This window comes from Vibrio sp. FE10 (assembly GCF_030297155.1).
Lineage (GTDB): Bacteria > Pseudomonadota > Gammaproteobacteria > Enterobacterales > Vibrionaceae > Vibrio > Vibrio apostichopi.
The window spans coordinates 3,434,407-3,455,338 of record NZ_AP028067.1 but is presented as its reverse complement, the minus strand read 5'-3'; the positions used below and the strand labels follow the sequence as shown (position 1 = coordinate 3,455,338).

Annotated in this window: 25 protein-coding genes; 19 read left to right on the top strand and 6 right to left on the bottom strand. The window is 45.1% G+C overall.

Annotation, left to right across the window (positions count from 1 at the left end; genetic code table 11):
* Positions 1-62: 62 nt before the first annotated feature.
* From QUF19_RS15550 to QUF19_RS15535, 4 genes are all read right to left on the bottom strand, one after another.
* Positions 63-275 carry a YheU family protein gene (locus tag QUF19_RS15550; RefSeq protein WP_004729649.1) on the bottom strand — a complete coding sequence of 71 codons (213 nt, stop codon included), beginning with the start codon at positions 273-275 and terminating at the stop codon, positions 63-65.
* A gap of 110 nt (positions 276-385) precedes the next feature.
* Entirely contained in the window at positions 386-1,378 is a 993-nt protein-coding gene (locus QUF19_RS15545; protein WP_286294850.1) for a hydrolase, read from the bottom strand.
* Positions 1,379-1,582: 204 nt separating this feature from the next.
* Entirely contained in the window at positions 1,583-2,053 is a 471-nt protein-coding gene (locus QUF19_RS15540; RefSeq protein WP_065104118.1) for a TIGR02444 family protein, read from the bottom strand.
* Positions 2,050-3,972 (bottom strand): ABC transporter ATP-binding protein, encoded by a 1,923-nt coding sequence (locus QUF19_RS15535; RefSeq protein WP_065104117.1) that lies wholly within the window; start codon positions 3,970-3,972, stop codon positions 2,050-2,052. The genes QUF19_RS15540 and QUF19_RS15535 overlap by 4 nt, the downstream gene beginning before the upstream one ends.
* A 173-nt stretch (positions 3,973-4,145) precedes the next feature.
* Here QUF19_RS15535 and kefG point away from each other — a divergent pair, with 173 nt between their 5' ends.
* The 5 genes from kefG (at position 4,146) to QUF19_RS15510 (ending at position 8,743) form a co-directional block, all read left to right on the top strand.
* The gene (kefG, locus tag QUF19_RS15530) at positions 4,146-4,730 is read left to right on the top strand and encodes a glutathione-regulated potassium-efflux system ancillary protein KefG (protein ID WP_102438505.1); all 585 of its coding nucleotides are present in this window, start codon (positions 4,146-4,148) and stop codon (positions 4,728-4,730) included.
* Entirely contained in the window at positions 4,717-6,513 is a 1,797-nt protein-coding gene (kefB, locus tag QUF19_RS15525; RefSeq protein ID WP_029225383.1) for a glutathione-regulated potassium-efflux system protein KefB, read from the top strand. The genes kefG and kefB overlap by 14 nt, the downstream gene beginning before the upstream one ends.
* Positions 6,514-6,650: 137 nt before the next feature.
* Positions 6,651-6,851 (top strand): YheV family putative zinc ribbon protein, encoded by a 201-nt coding sequence (locus tag QUF19_RS15520; protein WP_020477226.1) that lies wholly within the window; start codon positions 6,651-6,653, stop codon positions 6,849-6,851.
* A 94-nt stretch (positions 6,852-6,945) separates the two neighbouring features.
* On the top strand, positions 6,946-7,542 hold the full coding sequence (gene slyD, locus QUF19_RS15515; protein ID WP_017104666.1) for a peptidylprolyl isomerase: 597 nt from the start codon (positions 6,946-6,948) through the stop codon (positions 7,540-7,542).
* 235 nt (positions 7,543-7,777) lie between these two features.
* Positions 7,778-8,743, top strand: coding sequence for an isoaspartyl peptidase/L-asparaginase family protein (locus QUF19_RS15510; protein WP_286294848.1), 966 nt, complete (start codon positions 7,778-7,780; stop codon positions 8,741-8,743).
* Positions 8,744-8,924: 181 nt separating this feature from the next.
* Here the strand turns inward: QUF19_RS15510 and QUF19_RS15505 are convergent, their stop codons facing one another.
* Entirely contained in the window at positions 8,925-9,152 is a 228-nt protein-coding gene (locus QUF19_RS15505) for a SlyX family protein (protein ID WP_004729640.1), read from the bottom strand.
* 5 nt (positions 9,153-9,157) lie between these two features.
* A complete protein-coding gene (locus QUF19_RS15500; protein WP_029223204.1) occupies positions 9,158-10,135 on the bottom strand; it encodes a WD40 repeat domain-containing protein in 978 nt (325 codons plus the stop codon).
* Between the two features lie 131 nt (positions 10,136-10,266).
* Here QUF19_RS15500 and fkpA point away from each other — a divergent pair, with 131 nt between their 5' ends.
* From fkpA to rplB, 14 genes are all read left to right on the top strand, one after another.
* Positions 10,267-11,043, top strand: a complete 777-nt coding sequence (gene fkpA / locus QUF19_RS15495) for an FKBP-type peptidyl-prolyl cis-trans isomerase (protein ID WP_004729852.1) — start codon at positions 10,267-10,269, stop codon at positions 11,041-11,043.
* A gap of 219 nt (positions 11,044-11,262) precedes the next feature.
* Positions 11,263-11,988, top strand: a complete 726-nt coding sequence (locus QUF19_RS15490; RefSeq protein WP_004729851.1) for a helix-turn-helix transcriptional regulator — start codon at positions 11,263-11,265, stop codon at positions 11,986-11,988.
* A complete protein-coding gene (gene tusD / locus QUF19_RS15485) occupies positions 11,982-12,371 on the top strand; it encodes a sulfurtransferase complex subunit TusD (RefSeq protein WP_102438511.1) in 390 nt (129 codons plus the stop codon). Before QUF19_RS15490 ends, tusD begins: the two co-directional genes overlap by 7 nt.
* Positions 12,368-12,724, top strand: a complete 357-nt coding sequence (gene tusC / locus QUF19_RS15480) for a sulfurtransferase complex subunit TusC (RefSeq protein WP_286294847.1) — start codon at positions 12,368-12,370, stop codon at positions 12,722-12,724. The genes tusD and tusC overlap by 4 nt, the downstream gene beginning before the upstream one ends.
* 8 nt (positions 12,725-12,732) lie before the next feature.
* Entirely contained in the window at positions 12,733-13,008 is a 276-nt protein-coding gene (tusB, locus tag QUF19_RS15475; protein ID WP_286294846.1) for a sulfurtransferase complex subunit TusB, read from the top strand.
* A 181-nt stretch (positions 13,009-13,189) separates the two neighbouring features.
* Positions 13,190-13,564, top strand: coding sequence for a 30S ribosomal protein S12 (gene rpsL / locus QUF19_RS15470; RefSeq protein ID WP_012604917.1), 375 nt, complete (start codon positions 13,190-13,192; stop codon positions 13,562-13,564).
* 104 nt (positions 13,565-13,668) lie between these two features.
* A complete protein-coding gene (gene rpsG / locus QUF19_RS15465) occupies positions 13,669-14,139 on the top strand; it encodes a 30S ribosomal protein S7 (RefSeq protein ID WP_017073678.1) in 471 nt (156 codons plus the stop codon).
* Positions 14,140-14,304: 165 nt separating this feature from the next.
* The gene (gene fusA, locus QUF19_RS15460; RefSeq protein ID WP_102438515.1) at positions 14,305-16,401 is read left to right on the top strand and encodes an elongation factor G; all 2,097 of its coding nucleotides are present in this window, start codon (positions 14,305-14,307) and stop codon (positions 16,399-16,401) included.
* 146 nt (positions 16,402-16,547) lie between these two features.
* Entirely contained in the window at positions 16,548-17,732 is a 1,185-nt protein-coding gene (tuf, locus tag QUF19_RS15455) for an elongation factor Tu (protein ID WP_012604914.1), read from the top strand.
* A gap of 479 nt (positions 17,733-18,211) precedes the next feature.
* Entirely contained in the window at positions 18,212-18,523 is a 312-nt protein-coding gene (gene rpsJ, locus QUF19_RS15450) for a 30S ribosomal protein S10 (protein ID WP_004736761.1), read from the top strand.
* Positions 18,524-18,537: 14 nt separating this feature from the next.
* Positions 18,538-19,167 carry a 50S ribosomal protein L3 gene (gene rplC, locus QUF19_RS15445; RefSeq protein ID WP_004736763.1) on the top strand — a complete coding sequence of 210 codons (630 nt, stop codon included), beginning with the start codon at positions 18,538-18,540 and terminating at the stop codon, positions 19,165-19,167.
* Between the two features lie 16 nt (positions 19,168-19,183).
* Positions 19,184-19,786, top strand: a complete 603-nt coding sequence (gene rplD, locus QUF19_RS15440) for a 50S ribosomal protein L4 (protein ID WP_017104673.1) — start codon at positions 19,184-19,186, stop codon at positions 19,784-19,786.
* On the top strand, positions 19,783-20,085 hold the full coding sequence (gene rplW, locus QUF19_RS15435) for a 50S ribosomal protein L23 (protein WP_004738802.1): 303 nt from the start codon (positions 19,783-19,785) through the stop codon (positions 20,083-20,085). Before rplD ends, rplW begins: the two co-directional genes overlap by 4 nt.
* Positions 20,086-20,099: 14 nt before the next feature.
* Positions 20,100-20,924, top strand: a complete 825-nt coding sequence (gene rplB, locus QUF19_RS15430) for a 50S ribosomal protein L2 (protein WP_017104674.1) — start codon at positions 20,100-20,102, stop codon at positions 20,922-20,924.
* Positions 20,925-20,932 lie beyond the last annotated feature (8 nt).

The following is a 20,932-nucleotide window of genomic DNA, read 5'->3' as shown; positions in this document are numbered from 1 at the left end:
TTGAGTAACTTACTTGTTAGCAATCGTTTACCACTATAACACGGCTCCTTTATGAGCGCAGCTTAGAAGCGTTTTGTGACCTGAATATCAACGGTTTCATGCAGCTCAGAAAACACGATGCTGACTTCCTTTGAGGCTAATTGATGTTTCACTTGGTCAATCTTGTTTTGCAGTGAAACCTCTACGTCACCGTAGTCTGTACCTTCACGTAGCACGAATTCTTTAATGAGGTTTTCCAGCGTTTCTGGTGCGATGTCTTGCCATGGGATGATCATAAATACTTCTCTCTTTTATGTTCATGGATATGTTCATTAATAGTTTATTGATGTGTTAATCGGTGTGTCTAGTGACGTTAACCATTCAGTCCTTAACAAAGGCTCGGCCATTATGCCGAATCTTGAATACTTTCATAGTAGGCGGGTAATGCTTCTTCCAACCAAAACCTTGGTTTGAGCGTGCTACCTGTAATGAATCCCACATGGCCGCCTTTTTGAAACAGACGATAGTCGATGTTGTCGGGTAGAACGAATTTTGGAATCACATCATCGGTCATGAAAGGATCGTCTTTCGCATGAATGATCTGTGTGGGCAGTTTAATCTGATTCAATTTAGGCAATGCAGAACATTGGGCATAGTAGTCTTGTGCATTCTTGAATCCGTGCAGAGGCGCAGTAATTCGTTCATCAAACTCATACAGTTTGTCGATCTTCTTAATGCTTTCCGCTGAGATGCCAATCTTCTCTTGCAGCAGCTTATGTTTCTTCAACGCATTCGATTTCAAAGAATTGAGCAGGTACTTTTTATAGATCTTAGAGAAGCCTTGTTCAATACGACTCGAACAACAAGCAAGGTCAAAGGGGGCAGAGACGATCGTCGCCGCTGAGATTAACGGATCATCTGCGTAGTCGGCGAGGTAATTGGCCAACATGTTACCGCCCAGTGAGATGCCAACCGCAACCTTAGGGTTATTGGGAAATCTTGAATGCAGATGCCTTAAAAAGAAGCGAGCGTCTTCGACTTCTCCAGAGTGGTAAGCACGAGCTAAGCGATTCGGTTTTCCGCTGCAACCTCTGAAGTGCATCATCACGGATAACCAACCATCTTTAGCAAATGCGTTCATCAGTCCATTGGCGTATGGGCTCTCAAAGCTGCCTTCCAAACCGTGGAACAGCACGAATATCGGCTTGTTCTTTATATCGTCACGATTTGGATTGTCGTCATCTGGTGATTCGCTCCATGCAAGGTCGAGAAAGTCACCATCGGGTGTTTCTAAGGTTTGCCATTGGGGAGCAAACAACGCCTGCTTTCTAATAAATCGTGGCACTAAGGTTTGTAGGTGAGGATTTGATAAACCAGCAGCAGCGGTAAATATTGTCATAAAACAGTCCATGCTTATTTGTGGGCTTTGAAAAGTGTTGAGCTTTTAGCGAAACGCCCACGTTTTTATTTGAGCTTGGTTGATTCTCGGCATAAGCGCAAGGGTTTCACAGATACGGGCTATAAAAATACGCCATGAGTAACTGATTGAATAATATCGAGGTTAAGCTTGGATCTTGATGGAATAAAAGGGAAAGGTAACGAGTTAAGGCTGAGGGGCTGGTTCAGAAAAAGCATCATAGAGGTTTTCTGCGCCGAGTAGCCGACAATATTCAAACGCGAGTGGCGATTGTTGATTGCAGGAGAGATGTAGAGAGTTGATACAGTCGACGAGATCAGATTGCTGTTGCTTCTCTAGCTGCAGCTCAAACTGGAGCGCTTCGCGGTAGAGAGAATCGACGACTTGAGGTTTGAGATGCTTACGTAGCTCTCGATAACTATGAAGAAGAGTTTCAGAGCGGCTTAAGCACTGCTGTACTTTGTGCCACTCTTCTTCAGCAAAAGACAATTGCTGCTCATCAAGCCATTTGAGAAGCAGCAGTAGATTGACGTTGCCGTGGAACTGGTTTTGTAAAGCTAAGCACGCATCCTTTACACCGCGCACACTGTAATACTGAAGGCTAAATTGCCATAGTCGTTCCAGTGTTAGTGATATCGGGGCGTGCTCTGGGCTCATAAGCTATCCATTTCCTGTTCCATTTGCTCAAGCTCTTCTTGAGTGGACATCCAATCCATTTCAACTTCTTCTAGCTGTGATTTACTGCTCGCTTGCAGAGCGAGTACTTTATTCAGTCTAGCCTTATTTTCAGCTTCATAAAGTGAAGTGTCAGATAATTGCTGTTCAGCCTCTTCAAGATCAAGCGTCAACTTATCCATTTTCTTTTCAAACTGAGTCAATTGTTTGCGAATAGGCGCAGTCAGTTTTCTGAACTCGGCTTCTTTACGTTTTTGTTCTTTCTTCGATGCCGCACTGTTTGCACTGTCTTTAGCCGGAGCTAACGCTTGCGCTTCTTTACGTTCAATTTTTTGCTGTTCAGTCAGCCATTTATAATAATCGTCAAGATCACCATCAAACGGCGCAACCTGACGGTCATGTACTAGATACAAGTCATCGGTGGTTGCACGCAGTAAGTAACGGTCGTGCGATACGATAACCATCGCACCTTCAAATGTTTGCAGCGCGAAGGTCAGCGCCTGACGCATGTCGAGATCCAAGTGGTTGGTTGGTTCATCGAGTAATAATAGATTCGGTTTTTGCCATACCAGCAGAGCCAGTACTAATCGTGCTTTCTCACCACCCGAAAACGGGGCCACTTTATCGAGTGCTTTTTCACCTTGGAAGCCAAAGCTACCCAGATAATCACGCAGTTGTTGCTCGGTGTGTTTAGGCGCGATCTGCATCATGTGTTGCAGTGGTGTCTCTTCTGGGTGCAGCGTCTCTAATTGATGCTGAGCGAAGTAACCCATTTTAACGCCTTGCGAATAGCTCAGCTCACCACCTTGCTGTTTCAGTTCGCCCGAAAGCAGTTTGATCAGCGTTGATTTACCGGCACCGTTTCGACCCAGCAGGCCGATACGGCTACCCGGAACGAGGTTAAGGCGAATCTTTTCTAGAATTAGGTTGTCATCATAGCCCGCCGATACCTCATCCATCATCATGATTGGGTTTGGCAGCGCGTCTGGCTCTCTAAATTCAAAGCTGAATGGGTTATCAAATTGAGCGGGTAGCACTTGTTCCATTTTCTCAAGCGCTTTAATACGGCTTTGCGCTTGGCGAGCCTTTGAGGCTTTGTAGCGGAAACGGTCAATGTAGCTCTGCATGTGAGACATTTGTTTCTGCTGTTTCTGGAACATCGCTTGTTGCAAGATAAGTTTTTGAGCGCGTTGAGTCTCAAACGACGAGTAGTTACCGGTGTATTCGTTCAGCTGCTGGTTTTCAACATGCACGATGCGGTTAACGATAGGGTCTAAGAAGTCTCTATCGTGCGAGATAAGAACCAGTGTGCCTGGGTAGTTTTGTAGCCAGCGCTCTAACCACATCACAGCATCTAAGTCTAAGTGGTTGGTTGGTTCATCGAGTAGCAGTAAGTCACTGCGACATAGAAGGGCTTGCGCTAAATTCAAACGCATACGCCAACCACCCGAAAATTGGGTCAGGTTCCATGTCATTTGCTCTTGGCGAAAACCAAGACCATCAAGTAATTCGGCTGCTCGTGAATTGATGGTGTAACCACCAATGGTTTCAATCTTGCCGTGTATCTCTGCTACCAGTGTACCGTTGTCGGCCTGTTCCGCTTTAGCCAGCTGCTCTTCAAGGCCACGATACTCTCTGTCACCATCAATCACATATTCAATGGCTTTTCTTTCTAATGCCGGGGTTTCTTGTGCAACCCAAGCCATTTCCCAGTGAGCGGGTTTGCTGAATGAACCAGCATCAATCGATAGCTCGTCTTTAATTAAGGCGAACAGCGTAGATTTACCACAGCCATTTTTACCCACCAAACCGACTTTATCGCCAGGGTGAAGGGTTGCAGATGCTTGGTCGAGAAGTGGCTTACCGCCGCGTAGCAATTGAATATCAGAGAAAGTAATCATATAGAGGTAGCATAGAAATTAGAGGTGAACAGACGCCTGCATAGTAGGCTGAATCCAGATAAAAGTCGATCACAATGCAATTTGCGTTATGATGCCAATAACATATTAATAACTTTTGCTTAAATTCTTGTGGCCTTGCCACCGTTTAGCTCTAAAAGGAATGTTTCAAAGGAATGAGTAATACTCCCTCGACACAAAAAGCTGTGCCAAAGGTGCTAGTGATCTACGCACATCCTGAGCCACAAACCTCTATTGCCAATCAAATGATGGTTAAAAAGATAGAGTCGCTTGGGCATGTCAAAATCCATGATCTCTACGCGACGTATCCTGATTTCTTTATTGATGTGCCTTATGAGCATGAGTTACTGCTTCAGTATGATGTGATTGTCTTCCAACACCCTTTGTTTATGTATTCATGCCCATCGCTACTGAAAGAGTGGTTTGACCGAGTATTAGGCAAAGGTTTTGCGTTTGGTGAGCATAGTGCCCTTAAAGGGAAACACTGGCGTAGCGTGATCACAACAGGTGGTAAAGAAGAGGCGTTTGGAGAGGCAGGCTATAATAAATATCCATTACAAGAGATTTTGCAGCCATTCGAGTTAACCGCCGCTTTGTGTCAGATGCACTGGATGTCACCTTTAGTTCTACACTGGGCAAGAAATGTCTCGGATATGACGCGTTACCAACACGCGGAAGCGTATCGAAATTGGCTGCGAGACCCGCTACAAGATATAGGAGCGAATGATGGCTCTGACTAACGATTTTCTACAAAGTAGCGTTATATTTTTAGCAGCTGCTGTGGTTGCGGTTCCTATCGCACAGCGCGCTGGATTAGGTTCGGTACTCGGTTACTTATTAGCTGGTGTGGCGATTGGCCCATGGGGGCTTGGCTTAATCAGTGATGTCGAAGCGATTCTACACTTCTCCGAATTCGGGGTGGTACTGCTGCTCTTCTTGATTGGTCTCGAACTTAATCCGAAAAAACTGTGGCAGATGCGAGCTCCCATTCTAGGACTCGGTGGCGCACAAGTGCTGATCACCACTCTGATTATTACCGCCATCGCGTGTATGTTTGGTTTAACTTGGCAAACTAGCTTAGTCATCGGCATGGGTTTAGCTTTGTCTTCGACTGCCATCGCCTTGCGTGTTATTGAGGAGCGAGAACTCGGTGGTAAAGAAGCGGGGCAGTCAGGCTTTGCAGTCTTACTTTTTCAAGATATTGCAGTCATCCCTATGCTAGCAATGTTGCCTCTGCTTGCGGGTAATACCGGCGGTAGCTGGGCGGACATGCTTTGGATGCTGGGTGGTGTGATTGGCTTGCTTGTCGGTGGTCACTTCTTATTGAGACCGCTATTCCGATACGTAGTCATGAGTGGCGTGCGTGAATTGTTCACTGTTGCAGCCCTGTTATTGGTAATTGGTATTGCCGTTATCATGCAGCAGATCGGTCTATCGATGGCACTCGGTACATTCTTAGCGGGCGTACTTCTGGCTGAAAGTGAATATCGACATGAGCTTGAGATCGCGATTGACCCATTCAAAGGGTTACTGCTTGGTCTGTTCTTTATCTCTGTGGGTATGGCGGTAAACCTAGGTTTATTGGCAGAGAGCCCATTCGCAATACTTATCGCAGTGTCGTCTCTGGTCGTATTGAAAGGTTTGGTGCTGTATGCGCTGGCTCGTATCTTCGGCACTCAAGCTAAAGCGCGTAGCCGAATGGCGATGATTCTCAGCCAAGGTGGTGAGTTTGCCTTCGTTATTTTTACCGCGGCGAGTGCGCAAGGCATCTTAAGCGGTGACCAAGTGTCGTTCTTACTGGTTGTTGTGAGCCTTTCTATGGTGACTACGCCATTGATGCTTAAACTGCAAGACCGATTCTTTGCTCGCCAACTTAATCAAATCAGTGAAAGTGCGATGTCTTCAGATGTGGTTGATCGTAGTCCTCGAGTGATTATTGCGGGCTTTGGTCGTTTCGGTCAGATCATTGGTCGTCTGATGTATGCCAACAAGATTCGTATCACCGTCCTTGAAAGTGATGCCAGCCAAATACATATCCTTAGGAAGTTCGGCTACAAGGTATTTTACGGTGACTCTACTCACCTTGAACTATTACGAGCTGCGGGAGCTGACAAGGCAGAAGCCATTGTGTTGTGTACCGATTCTCCTGATGAAATCATGAAGACCGTCGATTTGTGTAAGCAGCACTTCCCACAGTTGAAGATTTTAGCGCGTGCACGAAGCCGTGTTGAAGCGTATCAATTACTTAACCATGGTGTGAGCAACTACTCGCGTGAAACCTTCCTTGGGGCATTAGATTTAGGTCGTCAAACATTGACCGAACTTGGCATGCATCCATATAAAGCGAAGCGAGCAGAAGCACACTTTAGGAAATTGGATAATGGTATGCTGAAAGAGTTACTTCCTCAGCATAACGAAGATGCCGAGTTAGCCCAGCGAGCAAAAGAGGCTCGTAAAGAGCTCGAAGAAATTTTTGGGCACGAGATGGAAAACGATCACCAATCTCGAAATTACTGGCAGTAGCCGAGTCTAGAAATATAGCCTGAGTTAAAAGTGAACACTTAAAAGAACCAATCCAATAATAAACGCGGTCTCTACAGAGTCTTTAATTCAGAGACGAATAGAAGAACTGCGAATCCAGAGTAGTAAAGGATATGAACGTGAAACAGAAAAAACGCTTTATCGCTGGGGCGAGCTGCCCAAGCTGCAGTACTCAAGACACACTCCGCTGGTGGGTTGAAAATAATATCGAGCTGGTGGAATGCGTCGATTGTGACTTCACCGAGCAGCGTAAACCGAAAACTGTAGAGAAATCTGAACACGCGAATCAAGAAATGATCGGTATTTTTAAGCCAGAATGATTGAGTTTCGTTAATTGATCCCCATAATATCCCGGTACAGAATTTTTCCTAAGCTCAACTGTTCGAGCTTAGTCCAAACCTCCTTGGAGCTCTCATGAAAATTGAAAAGAACGTAGTAGTTAGTGTTGCATATCAAGTGAAACTTGAAGATGGCGTAGTAGTTGACCAATCAACTGCAGAAGCTCCACTAGATTACCTTCACGGTCACAACAACCTAATTACAGGTCTTGAAAAAGAGCTTGAAGGCAAAGTAGCTGGCGACAAGTTCTCAGCAACTGTTACTCCAGAAGACGCATACGGCGATCACAACGATGACCTAGTTCAACGTGTTCCTGCTGACGTGTTCCAAGGTGTTGAGCAAATCGAAGTTGGCATGCGTTTCCTAGCGGATACTGACCAAGGTCCAATCCCAGTTGAAGTGACTGAAGTAGATGGCGACGAAGTTGTTGTTGACGGTAACCACATGCTTGCTGGCCAAACTCTAACGTTTGACGTTGAAGTTGTCGCTGTTCGTGAAGCGACTGAAGAAGAAGTTCAGCACGGTCACGTACACCAAGAAGGCGGCTGTGGCAGCCACGGTCACGACCATGATCACGACCACGAAGGCGGTTGTTGTGGTGGCGAAGGCCATGACCACGGTGAAGAGAAAAAAGACGGCTGCTGCGGCGGCGGTAGCTGTGGTTCTCACTAATACCGAATTAACGGTTTAGTTTAAGAATACTGAAAGCCTCCCTAGCGGAGGTTTTTTTCGTTTAGGAGCCGAGCTTTCTGAGCTGACTTTTAATCTACTGAACTAAGTGTCTGCAAATCTAAGTGTCCGCAAATCTAAGCATTCGTAAAAAGTTTGGTTTTCGCTATCAGACATCAAACCATGGATGTGGTATTGATAGCACAACATTTTAAGACGACGTCAGTGGAGAATTCGCATGTCACAGCCTTTTTCAATTGCCATTCATGGTGGTGCAGGCACCATCTTACGAGAGCAAATGAGCGATGAATTAAAAACGGGTATTACCGAGGCTTTGGAAAAGTCAGTTTTAGCGGGCTATCAAGTCCTGCAATCGGGCGGTGATGCTCTGGATGCGGTGGTGGCATCGGTTAAAGTGATGGAAGACAGCCCACACTTTAATGCCGGTAAAGGTTCGGTTCTGACTCATGATGAATTCGTTGAGATGGATGCTTCTGTTATGCATGGTCGCGAAATGGACGCGGGTGCTATTGCCGGTGTCCGTCATATTAAAAACCCGATCGAGCTGGCTCGTGACGTGATGCTTAAAAGCGACCACGTGTTACTGATTGGTGAAGGCGCAGAGAGGTTTGCGTTTGAGCATGAGTACGTCTTCACCGAGCAAGATTACTTCTTTACTGAGCGTCGTTATGACCAACTTCAGTCGATGAAAGAGAAAGGCATCTTCGCTTTGTCTGAAGCAAAATACGATGAGCAACAAGCACAGAAATACCCAGACGATAAAAAGTACGGCACGGTTGGCGCGGTGGCGTTAGACCAAGCAGGCAATTTAGCGGCCGCAACCAGCACTGGTGGTGTAACCAATAAAAAATACGGTCGTGTGGGAGATTCTCCAATCATAGGTGCAGGCACTGTTGCTGAAAATGGTAACGTGGCCGTATCAACAACAGGCATGGGTGAGTTCTTCCTTAGAAAGATGGTTGCAAGCGATGTGGCAGCACGAATGCGTTATCTCAAAGAAGATGTGCATACGGCTTGCGAACACATCATCCAAGGTGAACTGAAAGCTATGGGCGGTGAAGGTGGCTTGATCGCTATCGATGGCCAAGGTGATATTCACTTCGGTATGAACAGCTCAGGAATGTACCGCGCGAGTGTTGATACTAACGGCTGCGTGGAAGTGAAGATTTATGCCGATGATTAAGCTTGTATTGGTTTAACTCGCTTTGGTTGAATTAGCGCAGATTAAACAAACAAAAGGGCGACAGATAAGCATCTGTCGCCCTTTTAGTTTTCTATGCCCCGTCCTGAAATGTGTTTACATATCGAGGACGAGAGGCTAGCGATACGCGTCACTAGAACCCATTCGTTATTTGGAACCGCACTTAATAGTGTGGAGGTGGCGTCTCTTCTGATGCGTCAGCGAGGTTTGAGCCATCCATATTTTTCACTTTACCCACTACGAACTTCATTTGATCTTGCATTCTCGTGATCAACATCTGTTGTTGGCTAAGCGCTTCATTGAGTTCTTCAATGGTTTGTTCTTGGAAAGCCAACTGACATTCTAGGTCATTCACGCGGCTTTCTAGTTGTTCAATTCGCTTTTCTGTCATCGTTCTTAATCCACATTCCAAGCTTGGGCTATGCCCGCAGAGGTGCCCGATATCACACGGTTCTTTTCATCAAAGGCTGCATCATACACTACCGCACGGGGAGGGCGAGCATCTTTTAATGGCTCAGCATCGTGGCGAGAAATTCGTTTTCCATCTTGAGTATTCCACACGCTCACTTGGCTTGATGGCGTGCCTGTCACCAACATACTGCCGTCGTCAGAAAAGCGAGCACTAGAGAATATCAGCTGTCGAGACCAGCTCTGCAATTGCGCTTGAGGTTCACCGGTTTCTAGATCCCAAATCATCGCTTGGTTGCCGCCATCAGAAGTAAATGCCAATTCTCCATCACGTTGTAGTGCAACTCGTACTACTCTTTGTTCATGCTCGAAGGTACGTAACACCAAGCCTGATTCAGTATCCCAAAGGTAAGCTTTGTAGTCGTTACCGCCTGACAATGCGTAACGCCCATTCGAAGATAGGGAGACGGAATTAACTTTTTCTCGGTGAGCGAGGAACTCCAGACGCCGTCCGGTGACTAAGTCCACATAGATAGCTTTGCCGTTAGACAGGCCAAGTAAGACTTTTTCACCATTGCTGGATATGTCGACATCGCGAATCAAGCCATCGGAAATAGACCAAAGCCCTTCAGCTTGAGTCCAAGACAAGTCCCAAACGGCGAAATTCATCTGACTTGCGGTAATCGCAAAGCGACCATTGTCAGAGATGCGAATACGCGATATTTGGTTTTCGGATTGGTCTTGCGGGCCGAGTTGAGCGAGCTCTTTGTTTTGGTCTAAGTCCCAGAGCAGTAAGTGTTTTTGCTGAGAGTAGAGTAGAGCGAAGCGTCCATCTCTGCTTAGGGCAAAGCTGGTGGCACCATTGGGTTCAATTTCCCAACGTTGCTCATCATCTTGGAAGAAAAAACATCCATTTAACAAGGTGATGACAATTGCACATAGCAATGAATGGAAAAATATTTGCATCACGTCTAATAATCCGGTTTTTGTCGAAAGACATATGACTAGTATATTGTTATAACTAACGTATTCACACCAATCTAATCATTAGATTTGTGCACAATAACCAATGGCTTGGCCATTAATTGGAGAATTCAATGAAATCAGTTTTAAAAGTATCACTGCTTGCCGCAACGGTTATGCTAGCAGTTGGTTGTCAGAAAGAAGAACCAAAGGCAGAAGCTCCACAGGTAGAAGAAGCTAAAGTTGCAGCAGTAAACTTTAAAACAGAAGACGACAAAGCGGCATACGCAATCGGCGTATCTTTCGCGAACTACCTAAGCACAAGCATTGATAAGCCAAGCGAGCTAGGCATCAACCTAGACAAAGATATGGTTCTTCAAGGTATTGAAGACGTATTTGCAGAAAAAACTGCACTGAACGAAGAAGAGACTCGTGCTGCACTTGAAGCTCTAGACAAGCGTGTTGCTGAAACAATGCAAGCACAAGCGGCAGAGAAATCAGCTGAAGTGAAGAAAGCGGGTGATGACTTCCGCGCTGAGTTCGCAAAGACTGAAGGCGTAAAGCAAACTGAATCTGGCCTGCTTTACCAAGTAATGACAGCTGGCGAAGGCGCATCTCCAAAAGACACTGATACGGTTCAAGTACACTACAAAGGTACGCTAACAGACGGTACTCAGTTCGATAGCTCTTACGATCGTGGCGAACCAGCAACATTCCCACTAAACCGCGTAATCCCAGGCTGGACTGAAGGCGTACAACTGATGCAAGTTGGTTCTAAGTACAAATTCGTAATCCCGCCAGAGCTAGCATACGGTGAGCAAGACACACCGACTATCCCAGCTAACTCAACGCTAGTATTTGAAGTTGAGCTACTGAAAATCGATAACGCTGAAGCAGCCCCTGCTCAGTAATATCGAACGAAAGTATCGAATGAATCTCTCGTATTAAAATTCGTGGATTGAATAAAAAGCCTAACGTTGAGTTGGGCTTTTTTTTTTGCTTTTTAAATGAGTATTTGATTTTTAAAGTTGTTCTAAATCACTAGTTGCAATGTTAGCTAGGTGTGCAATTAAAATTTTCTGATAAACTTACATAAATTTGTTGATTTTTCACACGAAGGTAAGGAATAAGTGACTACTACAGAAACAGTCAATGCGGATGTGTTACTTGAAATGGAATCAGTCCACGTCATGCCATTCAGTGAACACGATAAAATTATCTTAAGATCTTATGAGGCCGTGGTTGACGGTATTGCGAGTCTTATCGGTCCGTTTTGTGAAATCGTTTTACACTCTTTAGAAGACCTCAATACTTCTGCGATTAAAATTGCCAACGGCGAAAATACAGGTCGTCAGGTTGGTTCGCCGATCACCGATCTTGCATTAAAGATGCTGAAAGATATTGAAGGTTCTAAGCGTAACTTCTCACGTTCATACTTTACTCGTGCTAAAGGCGGAGTATTGATGAAGTCGATCACGGTTGCTATCCGCAATGGTGAAGACCGAGTGATTGGCTTGTTGTGTATTAACGTAAACCTAGATGCGCCATTCTCACAAGTACTGCAATCTTTCATGCCTACGCAAGATGCGGACGAAGCTGCATCATCAGTAAACTTTGCCAGTGATGTGGAAGAGCTTGTCGACCAAACGGTTGAACGCACCATTGAAGAAATCAATGCAGACAAATCAGTATCGAACAATACTAAGAACCGTCAAATCGTGATGGAGCTTTACGACAAAGGTATTTTCGATATTAAAGACGCGATTAACCGTGTAGCTGAGCGGTTGAATATCTCTAAGCACACCGTTTACTTATACATCCGTCAACGCAAAACAGAGGATGAAGAGGGTTGTTAAGCTACACACTCCTAGTTAATGGGCCGGTTTACGGCTCACAATCCGCAAGAAGTGCTTATCAGTTTGCCGTGGCTCTATTGAAACAGGGCCACAAACTCCACAGTGTGTTCTTCTATCAAGATGGTGTCAGCAATGGTTCTGGCATTACAGTACCTGCTAATGATGAATTTGACTTGGCTTCTGCTTGGCAAAAACTGGCGGATGAGCACAATGTTAGCCTAGAGACATGTGTTGCTGCTGCGCTCAGACGCGGAGTGATCAGCACAGAAGAAGCAACGCAACATCAATTGAGTGCCTCTAACTTGGCGGCTGGTTTTACCCAAGCTGGATTAGGGAGCTTATCTGAAGCACTTTTGACGCAAGATAGGGTTGTGCAGTTTTGAGTAAATTGGCCTTTATATTTAATACTTTTCCTCATACGACGGCTGCGGGTAGAGAAGGGCTAGATGCGCTGCTAGCGGCTTCAGCCTATAGTGAAGACATTATCGTATTCTTTGTTGGTGATGGCGTTACACAGCTTCTCAAGGCTCAACAGCCAGATGAATCCCTATCACGTGACTATATTTCTGCATTTAAGCTCATGGATCTTTACGACATCGAGCAGGTTTACGTGTGTCAAGATAGCCTCAATCAGTTCGGCCTCTCGACAGATAACTTGTTGATCGATGTGACTGCGCTAGAAGTGAGTGAGTTGACGCAGAAGTTAGCTCAGAGCCAAAAAATACTGACTTTCTAGGGAACGTTATGCTTCATATTGTAAAATCAGTAGACAAACTCAAGCTTGCATTGGCGTACTCGCAACAACAGGATCACATCCTTGTGCTGGAAGATGCGGTGTATGTTTGCCTGCCAAATCATGAGTTATTCAATCAAATCTCAACCGTTGAACATGTGTCGGTATTAAAAACAGATCTAGATAGCCGAGGTTTACAACAACTTGCTTCAAGCACTCTGAATCAAGTGGACTTCGATGGATTCGTCAAACTGACGGTTTTGAACGACAAATCAGTGACTTGGTAGCCGTGTTTTATCAGCATGGTTAAAAAAAGACCATCCTGAGCTCTAGACGGCTAAAAAAGATCTGTATATTTCTTGACACACATCCCACTGCTGAATAGAATTTTGCGTCCCTATTTACACTATGTGTAATAGGGCTAGATTTTTCATCAAGCTTACTTTCAAGTAAATCAGGAGCTAGTTAATGGCAACTATTAACCAGTTGGTACGTACTCCTCGTGTAAAGCAGGTTGTTAAAAGCAACGTGCCTGCACTAGAAGCGTGCCCACAAAAACGTGGTGTATGTACTCGCGTATATACTACTACTCCAAAAAAACCGAACTCAGCACTACGTAAAGTATGTCGTGTTCGTCTAACTAACGGCTTTGAAGTTACTTCATACATCGGCGGCGAAGGTCATAACCTTCAAGAACACAGTGTTGTTCTTATCCGTGGTGGTCGTGTTAAAGATTTACCAGGTGTGCGTTACCACACTGTTCGCGGTGCACTTGACTGTGCAGGCGTTAACGACCGTAAGAAAGGTCGTTCTAAGTATGGTGTGAAACGTCCTAAGTCTTAATGCGTCTTTTTTTAAAAAGAAAGCGTTAAGTAAGGCCAAACACTATTTATTTATTATTCTGAAAAGTTTTGGAAAAAACCTGAAGAAGACAACGGAGAAATTCCATGCCACGTCGTCGCGTAATAGGCCAGCGTAAGATCCTTCCAGATCCTAAGTTCAAATCTGAACTGCTGGCAAAATTCGTTAACATCCTTATGGTTGACGGAAAAAAATCTACTGCAGAGAAGATTGTTTACACTGCACTAGAAACTATGGCTGAGAAATCTGGTAAAGATCACTTAGCTGTATTTGAAGAAGCTCTTGAAAATGTTCGCCCAGCGGTAGAAGTTAAATCTCGCCGTGTGGGTGGTTCAACTTACCAAGTACCTGTAGAAGTTCGTCCGGTTCGCCGTAACGCTCTTGCTATGCGTTGGGTAGTTGAAGCTGCGCGTAAGCGTGGTGAAAAATCTATGGCTCAACGCCTAGCTGCTGAAATGCTAGACGCGTCTGAGAACAAAGGTACTGCGGTTAAGAAACGTGAAGACGTTCACCGCATGGCTGACGCAAACAAAGCGTTCGCACATTACCGCTGGTAATACCTTTTCAGTGCTGCAAGGTTCCTTGCAGCACTTCTTTAGTTCCTATGCTTATGCTAGGAACTATTGCTATTTCTAGGGCAAAGCTTTTTAGCAAAGTATCGCTTTTAACGCATAATCTAGACATAGCAATAGTCCCTAAGTCTCTAATAAGAGGATTCAACCGTGGCTCGTAAAACTCCTATTGAGCAGTACCGTAATATCGGTATCGTTGCTCACGTAGATGCAGGTAAAACAACCACAAGTGAACGTATTCTGTTCTATACCGGTCTTTCTCACAAAATCGGCGAAGTTCACGATGGTGCAGCAACCATGGACTGGATGGAGCAAGAGCAAGAGCGCGGTATTACGATCACTTCAGCAGCAACCACTACGTTTTGGCGTGGTATGGAAGCTCAGTATTCTGACCACCGCATCAACATCATCGATACTCCTGGACACGTTGACTTCACTATCGAAGTAGAACGTTCTCTGCGTGTACTTGATGGTGCAGTTGTTGTTTTCTGTGGCTCATCGGGTGTTGAACCTCAGTCAGAGACAGTATGGCGTCAAGCTGATAAGTACCAAGTTCCACGTATGGTTTTCGTTAACAAAATGGACCGTACAGGCGCAGACTTCTTGCGCGTAGTTGAACAGATTAAGGACCGCCTAGGCGCGACTCCTGTGCCTATTCAACTTAACATTGGTGCTGAAGAAAACTTCCAGGGTGTTGTCGATCTTATCAAGATGAAGGCAATCAACTGGAACGAAGCTGACCAAGGCATGACTTTTACGTACGAAGACATTCCAGCAGACATGCAAGAAATGGCTGAAGAATATCGTATAGAACTTGTTGAAGCTGCTGCAGAAGCAAATGAAGAGCTGATGGATAAGTACCTTGAAGAAGGTGAATTGACAGAAGCTGAAATCAAACAAGGTCTTCGTACTCGTACCCTTAATAATGAAATCGTACTTGCAACTTGCGGTAGTGCTTTCAAAAACAAAGGCGTACAAGCTGTTCTAGATGCAGTTGTTGATTTCCTTCCTTCTCCAGTCGATGTACCTGCAATTAAGGGTATCGATGATGACGAGAATGAAATTGAGCGTCACGCGGACGACAAAGAACCGTTCTCAGCGCTAGCATTTAAAATTGCAACAGACCCGTTTGTTGGTACTTTAACTTTCATCCGTGTTTACTCTGGTGTTGTTGAAAGCGGTAAAACAGCTTACAACTCTGTGAAGAAACAACGTGAACGTTTAGGGCGCATTGTTCAAATGCACTCAAACAAACGTGAAGAAGTAAAAGAAGTACGAGCAGGTGACATCGCAGCCATTATCGGCCTTAAAGATGTTACTACTGGTGAAACTCTGTGTGACCAGAACCATAAAATTGTTCTTGAGCGTATGGAATTCCCAGATCCAGTTATTCAGATCGTTGTAGAGCCTCGCTCTCAAGCAGATCAAGATAAAATGACTATCGCGTTAGGTAAGCTAGCGGCAGAAGATCCATCGTTCCGTGTTGAAACGGATGACGAAACTGGCCAGACACTAATCTCTGGCATGGGTGAACTGCACTTAGATATCATCGTTGACCGCATGAAACGTGAATTTAGTGTGAACTGCAACGTTGGTAATCCGCAAGTTGCTTATCGTGAAACCATTCGTGGTACAGCGAAAGCTGAAGGTAAATTTATCCGCGAACATGGTGGTAAAGGACAGTACGGTCACGTATGGCTGAAACTGGAACCATCAGAAGCCGGCGAAGGCTTTGTCTTCGTAGATGAAATTGCCAATGGTATCGTGCCAAAAGAGTTCATTACCTCTGTCGCTAAAGGCGTTGAAGAGCAAATGAACAATGGTGTATTAGCGGGCTATCCAGTTTTGGATATCAAAGCTACACTATATGATGGTTCTTACCATGAAGTAGATTCAAGTGAGATGGCGTTTACAATCGCTGCCTCTATGGCTTTCAGAACGGGTGCACTAGAAGCGCAACCAGTTTTGCTTGAGCCTATGATGAAAGTTGAAGTAACTACTCCAGAAGACTGGATGGGTGACGTTGTTGGCGATATTAACCGTCGTCGCGGCATCATCGAAGGTATGGACGAGGGGACAGCTGGCCTGAAGATAATTCGTGCACAAGTTCCGTTGTCTGTCATGTTCGGTTACGCAACTGATTTGCGTTCTGCGACACAAGGTCGTGCTTCTTACTCTATGGAGTTTAGTGAGTACGCTGAAGTGCCAAAAAATGTTGCTAATGCAATCATTGCAGAGCGTGGTTAAACAAAAGGGATGCATTTTTTTCATTTTTTGAAAGATCAATGCGTCCAAATATTGCGCTAACGAGAGTTGGCGCATAAAATAGCAATTTCTGGCGCGTCTCGCTCAATAATGAACGTGGCGAATCATAACTAGGAAGGAACACGATTGTGTCTAAAGAAAAATTTGAACGTACGAAACCGCACGTAAACGTTGGTACTATCGGCCACGTTGACCACGGTAAAACAACTCTAACTGCTGCTATCTGTACTACACTTGCAAAAGTGTACGGCGGTGTTGCTAAAGATTTCGCATCTATCGATAACGCTCCAGAAGAGCGCGAGCGCGGTATCACAATCGCAACTTCTCACGTTGAGTACGATACTCCTGAACGTCACTACGCACACGTAGACTGTCCTGGACACGCCGATTATGTTAAAAACATGATCACTGGTGCTGCTCAAATGGACGGCGGTATCCTAGTTGTTGCTGCTACAGATGGCCCTATGCCACAAACTCGTGAGCACATCCTACTTGGTCGTCAAGTTGGTATCCCTTACATCATCGTATTCATGAACAAATGTGACATGGTTGATGACGAAGAGCTACTTGAGCTAGTAGAAATGGAAGTTCGTGAACTTCTTTCTGAGTACGAGTACCCAGGAGACGACCTTCCAGTAATTCAAGGTTCTGCACTTGGCGCTCTAAACGGCGAAAAACAGTGGGAAGACAAGATCGTTGAGCTTGCAGAAGCACTAGATTCTTACATTCCACTTCCAGAGCGTGCTGTTGATCTACCGTTCCTACTTCCTATTGAAGATGTATTCTCAATCCAAGGTCGTGGTACTGTAGTTACTGGTCGTATCGAGCGCGGTATCCTACGCGTAGGTGACGAAGTAGAAATCGTTGGTATCAAAGAAACTACTCTTACTACTTGTACTGGTGTTGAAATGTTCCGTAAGCTGCTTGACGAAGGTCGTGCTGGTGAGAACGTTGGTGCACTTCTACGTGGTACTAAGCGTGATGACGTTGAACGTGGCCAAGTACTTTCTGCTAAAGGTTCAATCAACCCACACACTAAGTTTGAGTCTGAAGTATACGTACTTTCTAAAGACGAAGGCGGCCGTCACACTCCTTTCTTCAAGGGTTACCGTCCACAGTTCTACTTCCGTACAACTGACGTAACAGGCGATATCACTCTACCTGAAGGCGTAGAAATGGTAATGCCAGGTGACAACGTTCAAATGACTGTTGAGCTAATCGCTCCAATCGCAATGGACGAAGGTCTACGTTTCGCAATCCGCGAAGGTGGCCGTACAGTTGGTGCTGGTGTTGTAGCTAAAATCTTCGCTTAATCGCGAATTGATTTTGCACACTCTTCATTAGAAGAACTGCATTGAAAAAGGGAAGCTTCGGCTTCCCTTTTATTTTTCTAACCTCTTTTGTTTCTACAATCCCCCAAGCATTCCCCCGTTCTTTGCTATTCGACTTTCGTCATTCAACTACCGTCGATTGCCTCCATCAAATATATTCCGATTATTTTTCCAACGACACTTGCATACCAAAATGTGATCTGTATAATGCATCGCACTGGCTAACGCCGGTTTGTGAACCAATGAGCACTGAGGAGTAGGTCTTACCTAGTAATGTATACTCAGCTTATGTTCGCGGTTAATAAAAATAGTAAACCTTGTGTTTACTTCAAAAGTTAACTGACAATGCGTCCTGATTTTGGATGCTACGGTTTCACATAAATCAATCGGCATTCTCTCGTTCTTTCGAGTTTGAGTGGCGATATTGTTTGTGTAATTATTAATAATTGGAGCTCTGTCTCATGCAGAACCAACGTATTCGTATCCGCCTTAAAGCGTTTGATTACAAGTTAATCGATGCTTCAACTGCGGAAATCGTTGAAACAGCAAAACGTACTGGCGCACAGGTTCGTGGTCCTATTCCACTTCCTACTCGTAAAGAGCGTTTCACTGTTCTTACCTCTCCACACGTCAACAAAGATGCACGTGACCAGTACGAAATTCGTACTCACAAGCGTTTGATCGACATCGTTGAGCCAACAGATAAAACTGTTGATGCTCTAATGCGTCTTGATCTTGCAGCTGGCGTTGATGTTCAAATCAGCCTAGGTTAAGGGAGATAAGAATAATGATTGGTCTAGTCGGACGTAAAGTGGGTATGACCCGCGTATTTACCGAAGAAGGCGTTTCTATCCCAGTAACTGTTGTTGAGGTTGAAGCGAACCGTATTTCTCAAGTTAAAACTCTTGAGACAGACGGCTACGCAGCAATCCAAGTAACTACTGGTGCTAAGAAAGCTAACCGTGTAACTAAACCTGAAGCTGGTCACTTCGCGAAAGCGGGTGTTGAAGCAGGTCGCGGTCTTTGGGAATTCCGTTTAGAAAACGGCGAAGAGTTTGAAGTTGGCGCTGAGCTAAACGTAGAACTTTTCAACGAAATTAAAAAAGTAGACGTTACTGGTACATCTAAAGGTAAAGGCTTCCAAGGCGCTATCAAGCGTTGGAACTTCTCTACTCAAGATATGACTCACGGTAACTCTTTGTCTCACCGCGCACCGGGTTCAATTGGCCAATGTCAAACTCCAGGCCGCGTGTTTAAAGGCAAGAAAATGGCAGGTCACATGGGTGCTGAGCGTGTAACGACTCAAAACCTAGAGATCGTACGTGTTGACGCTGAGCGCAATCTACTCCTTATTAAAGGTGCAGTACCAGGCTCAACAGGCGGTAACGTGATCGTAAAACCTGCTGTTAAAGCATAACGTCTAGGAGTAAGTAATGGAATTGATGGTTAAAGGTGCTGATGCACTAACTGTTTCCGAGACTACTTTCGGACGTGACTTTAACGAAGCTCTAGTACATCAAGTAGTTGTTGCGTATGCAGCAGGTGCTCGTCAAGGTACTCGTGCTCAAAAGACTCGTTCTGAAGTATCAGGCGGCGGTGCTAAGCCATGGCGCCAAAAAGGTACTGGCCGTGCACGTGCTGGTACAATTCGTAGCCCAATCTGGCGTACAGGTGGTGTTACTTTTGCTGCGAAACCACAAGATCACAGCCAAAAAGTTAACAAGAAAATGTACCGCGGTGCTATGAAAAGCATTCTTTCTGAGTTGATTCGTCAAGAGCGTCTAATCGTTGTTGATAACTTCTCTGTAGAAGCACCAAAAACAAAAGAACTTTTAGCTAAGCTTAATGAGCTTCAGCTTAACGACGTTCTGATTGTAACTGGCGAAGTAGATGAAAATCTATTCTTAGCTGCTCGTAACCTGTACAAAGTTGACGCACGTGACGTTGCTGGTATTGATCCAGTATCTCTAATTGCATTCGACAAGGTTCTAATGACTGCTGACGCAGTTAAGCAAGTTGAGGAGATGCTAGCATGATCACTGAAGAACGTATCTTAAAAGTTCTACGTGCTCCGCACATCTCTGAAAAAGCAACTATGGCGGCTGAGAAAGCGAACACTATCGTTTTCAAAGTAGCTAAAGATGCAACTAAGAAAGAGATCAAAGCAGCTGTAGAAAAGCTATTTGAAGTTGAAGTTAAGTCAGTAAATACTCTTGTACAAAAGGGTAAGACCAAACGTCAAGGTATGCGTGAAGGCCGTCGTTCAGACGTGAAAAAAGCCTACGTTACTTTGAAAGAAGGTCAAGATCTTGACTTCGTTGGCGGCGCGGAATAACAGGAGTAGTAAAAATGGCTATTGTTAAATGTAAGCCGACTTCCCCTGGTCGTCGTCACGTCGTTAAAGTTGTTAACGCTGACCTGCACAAGGGTAAGCCATACGCACCACTTCTAGAGAAAAACTCTAAGAACGGTGGTCGTAACAACAACGGTCGTATCACAGTACGTCACATCGGTGGTGGTCATAAGCACCATTACCGTTTGATTGACTTCAAACGTACTAAAGACGGTATCCCAGCGAAAGTTGAGCGTTTAGAATACGATCCAAACCGTAGTGCTAACATCGCTCTAGTTCTGTACGCAGACGGTGAGCGTCGTTACATCATTGCACCTAAAGGTGTTAACGCAGGTGACCAGATTCAATCTGGTTCTGATGCGCCAATCAAAGCAGGTAACACTCTGCCGATGCGCAACATCCCAGTAGGTTCTACTGTACACTGTGTTGAACTTAAGCCTGGTAAAGGTGCTCAACTAGCTCGTTCGGCTGGTGCATATGTACAAATCATCGCTCGCGATGGTGCATACGTAACTATCCGTCTACGTTCTGGTGAGATGCGCAAAGTACTTTCTGAAGGTCGTGCAACGATCGGTGAAGTTGGTAACTCTGAGCATATGCTACGTGAACTTGGTAAAGCTGGTGCTTCACGCTGGCGCGGCGTACGTCCAACCGTACGTGGTGTAGTAATGAACCCGGTGGATCACCCACATGGTGGTGGTGAAGGCCGCACATCTGGTGGTCGTCACCCAGTTTCTCCTTGGGGCGTTCCTACTAAGGGCTTCAAGACTCGTAAGAACAAACGCACTGACAAGTACATCGTACGTCGTCGTAATAAATAATCTATAAA

Excerpts from the sequence above, each read along its gene's own strand:
- QUF19_RS15550 (WP_004729649.1), bottom strand. The coding sequence starts at position 275 with ATGATCATCCCATGGCAAGACATCGCACCAGAAACGCTGGAAAACCTC.
- QUF19_RS15545 (WP_286294850.1), bottom strand. The coding sequence starts at position 1,378 with ATGACAATATTTACCGCTGCTGCTGGTTTATCAAATCCTCACCTACAA.
- QUF19_RS15540 (WP_065104118.1), bottom strand. The coding sequence starts at position 2,053 with ATGAGCCCAGAGCACGCCCCGATATCACTAACACTGGAACGACTATGG.
- QUF19_RS15535 (WP_065104117.1), bottom strand. The coding sequence starts at position 3,972 with ATGATTACTTTCTCTGATATTCAATTGCTACGCGGCGGTAAGCCACTT.
- kefG (WP_102438505.1), top strand. The coding sequence starts at position 4,146 with ATGAGTAATACTCCCTCGACACAAAAAGCTGTGCCAAAGGTGCTAGTG.
- kefB (WP_029225383.1), top strand. The coding sequence starts at position 4,717 with ATGGCTCTGACTAACGATTTTCTACAAAGTAGCGTTATATTTTTAGCA.
- slyD (WP_017104666.1), top strand. The coding sequence starts at position 6,946 with ATGAAAATTGAAAAGAACGTAGTAGTTAGTGTTGCATATCAAGTGAAA.
- QUF19_RS15510 (WP_286294848.1), top strand. The coding sequence starts at position 7,778 with ATGTCACAGCCTTTTTCAATTGCCATTCATGGTGGTGCAGGCACCATC.
- QUF19_RS15505 (WP_004729640.1), bottom strand. The coding sequence starts at position 9,152 with ATGACAGAAAAGCGAATTGAACAACTAGAAAGCCGCGTGAATGACCTA.
- QUF19_RS15500 (WP_029223204.1), bottom strand. The coding sequence starts at position 10,135 with ATGCAAATATTTTTCCATTCATTGCTATGTGCAATTGTCATCACCTTG.
- fkpA (WP_004729852.1), top strand. The coding sequence starts at position 10,267 with ATGAAATCAGTTTTAAAAGTATCACTGCTTGCCGCAACGGTTATGCTA.
- tusB (WP_286294846.1), top strand. The coding sequence starts at position 12,733 with ATGCTTCATATTGTAAAATCAGTAGACAAACTCAAGCTTGCATTGGCG.
- rpsL (WP_012604917.1), top strand. The coding sequence starts at position 13,190 with ATGGCAACTATTAACCAGTTGGTACGTACTCCTCGTGTAAAGCAGGTT.
- rpsG (WP_017073678.1), top strand. The coding sequence starts at position 13,669 with ATGCCACGTCGTCGCGTAATAGGCCAGCGTAAGATCCTTCCAGATCCT.
- rpsJ (WP_004736761.1), top strand. The coding sequence starts at position 18,212 with ATGCAGAACCAACGTATTCGTATCCGCCTTAAAGCGTTTGATTACAAG.
- rplC (WP_004736763.1), top strand. The coding sequence starts at position 18,538 with ATGATTGGTCTAGTCGGACGTAAAGTGGGTATGACCCGCGTATTTACC.
- rplD (WP_017104673.1), top strand. The coding sequence starts at position 19,184 with ATGGAATTGATGGTTAAAGGTGCTGATGCACTAACTGTTTCCGAGACT.
- rplW (WP_004738802.1), top strand. The coding sequence starts at position 19,783 with ATGATCACTGAAGAACGTATCTTAAAAGTTCTACGTGCTCCGCACATC.
- rplB (WP_017104674.1), top strand. The coding sequence starts at position 20,100 with ATGGCTATTGTTAAATGTAAGCCGACTTCCCCTGGTCGTCGTCACGTC.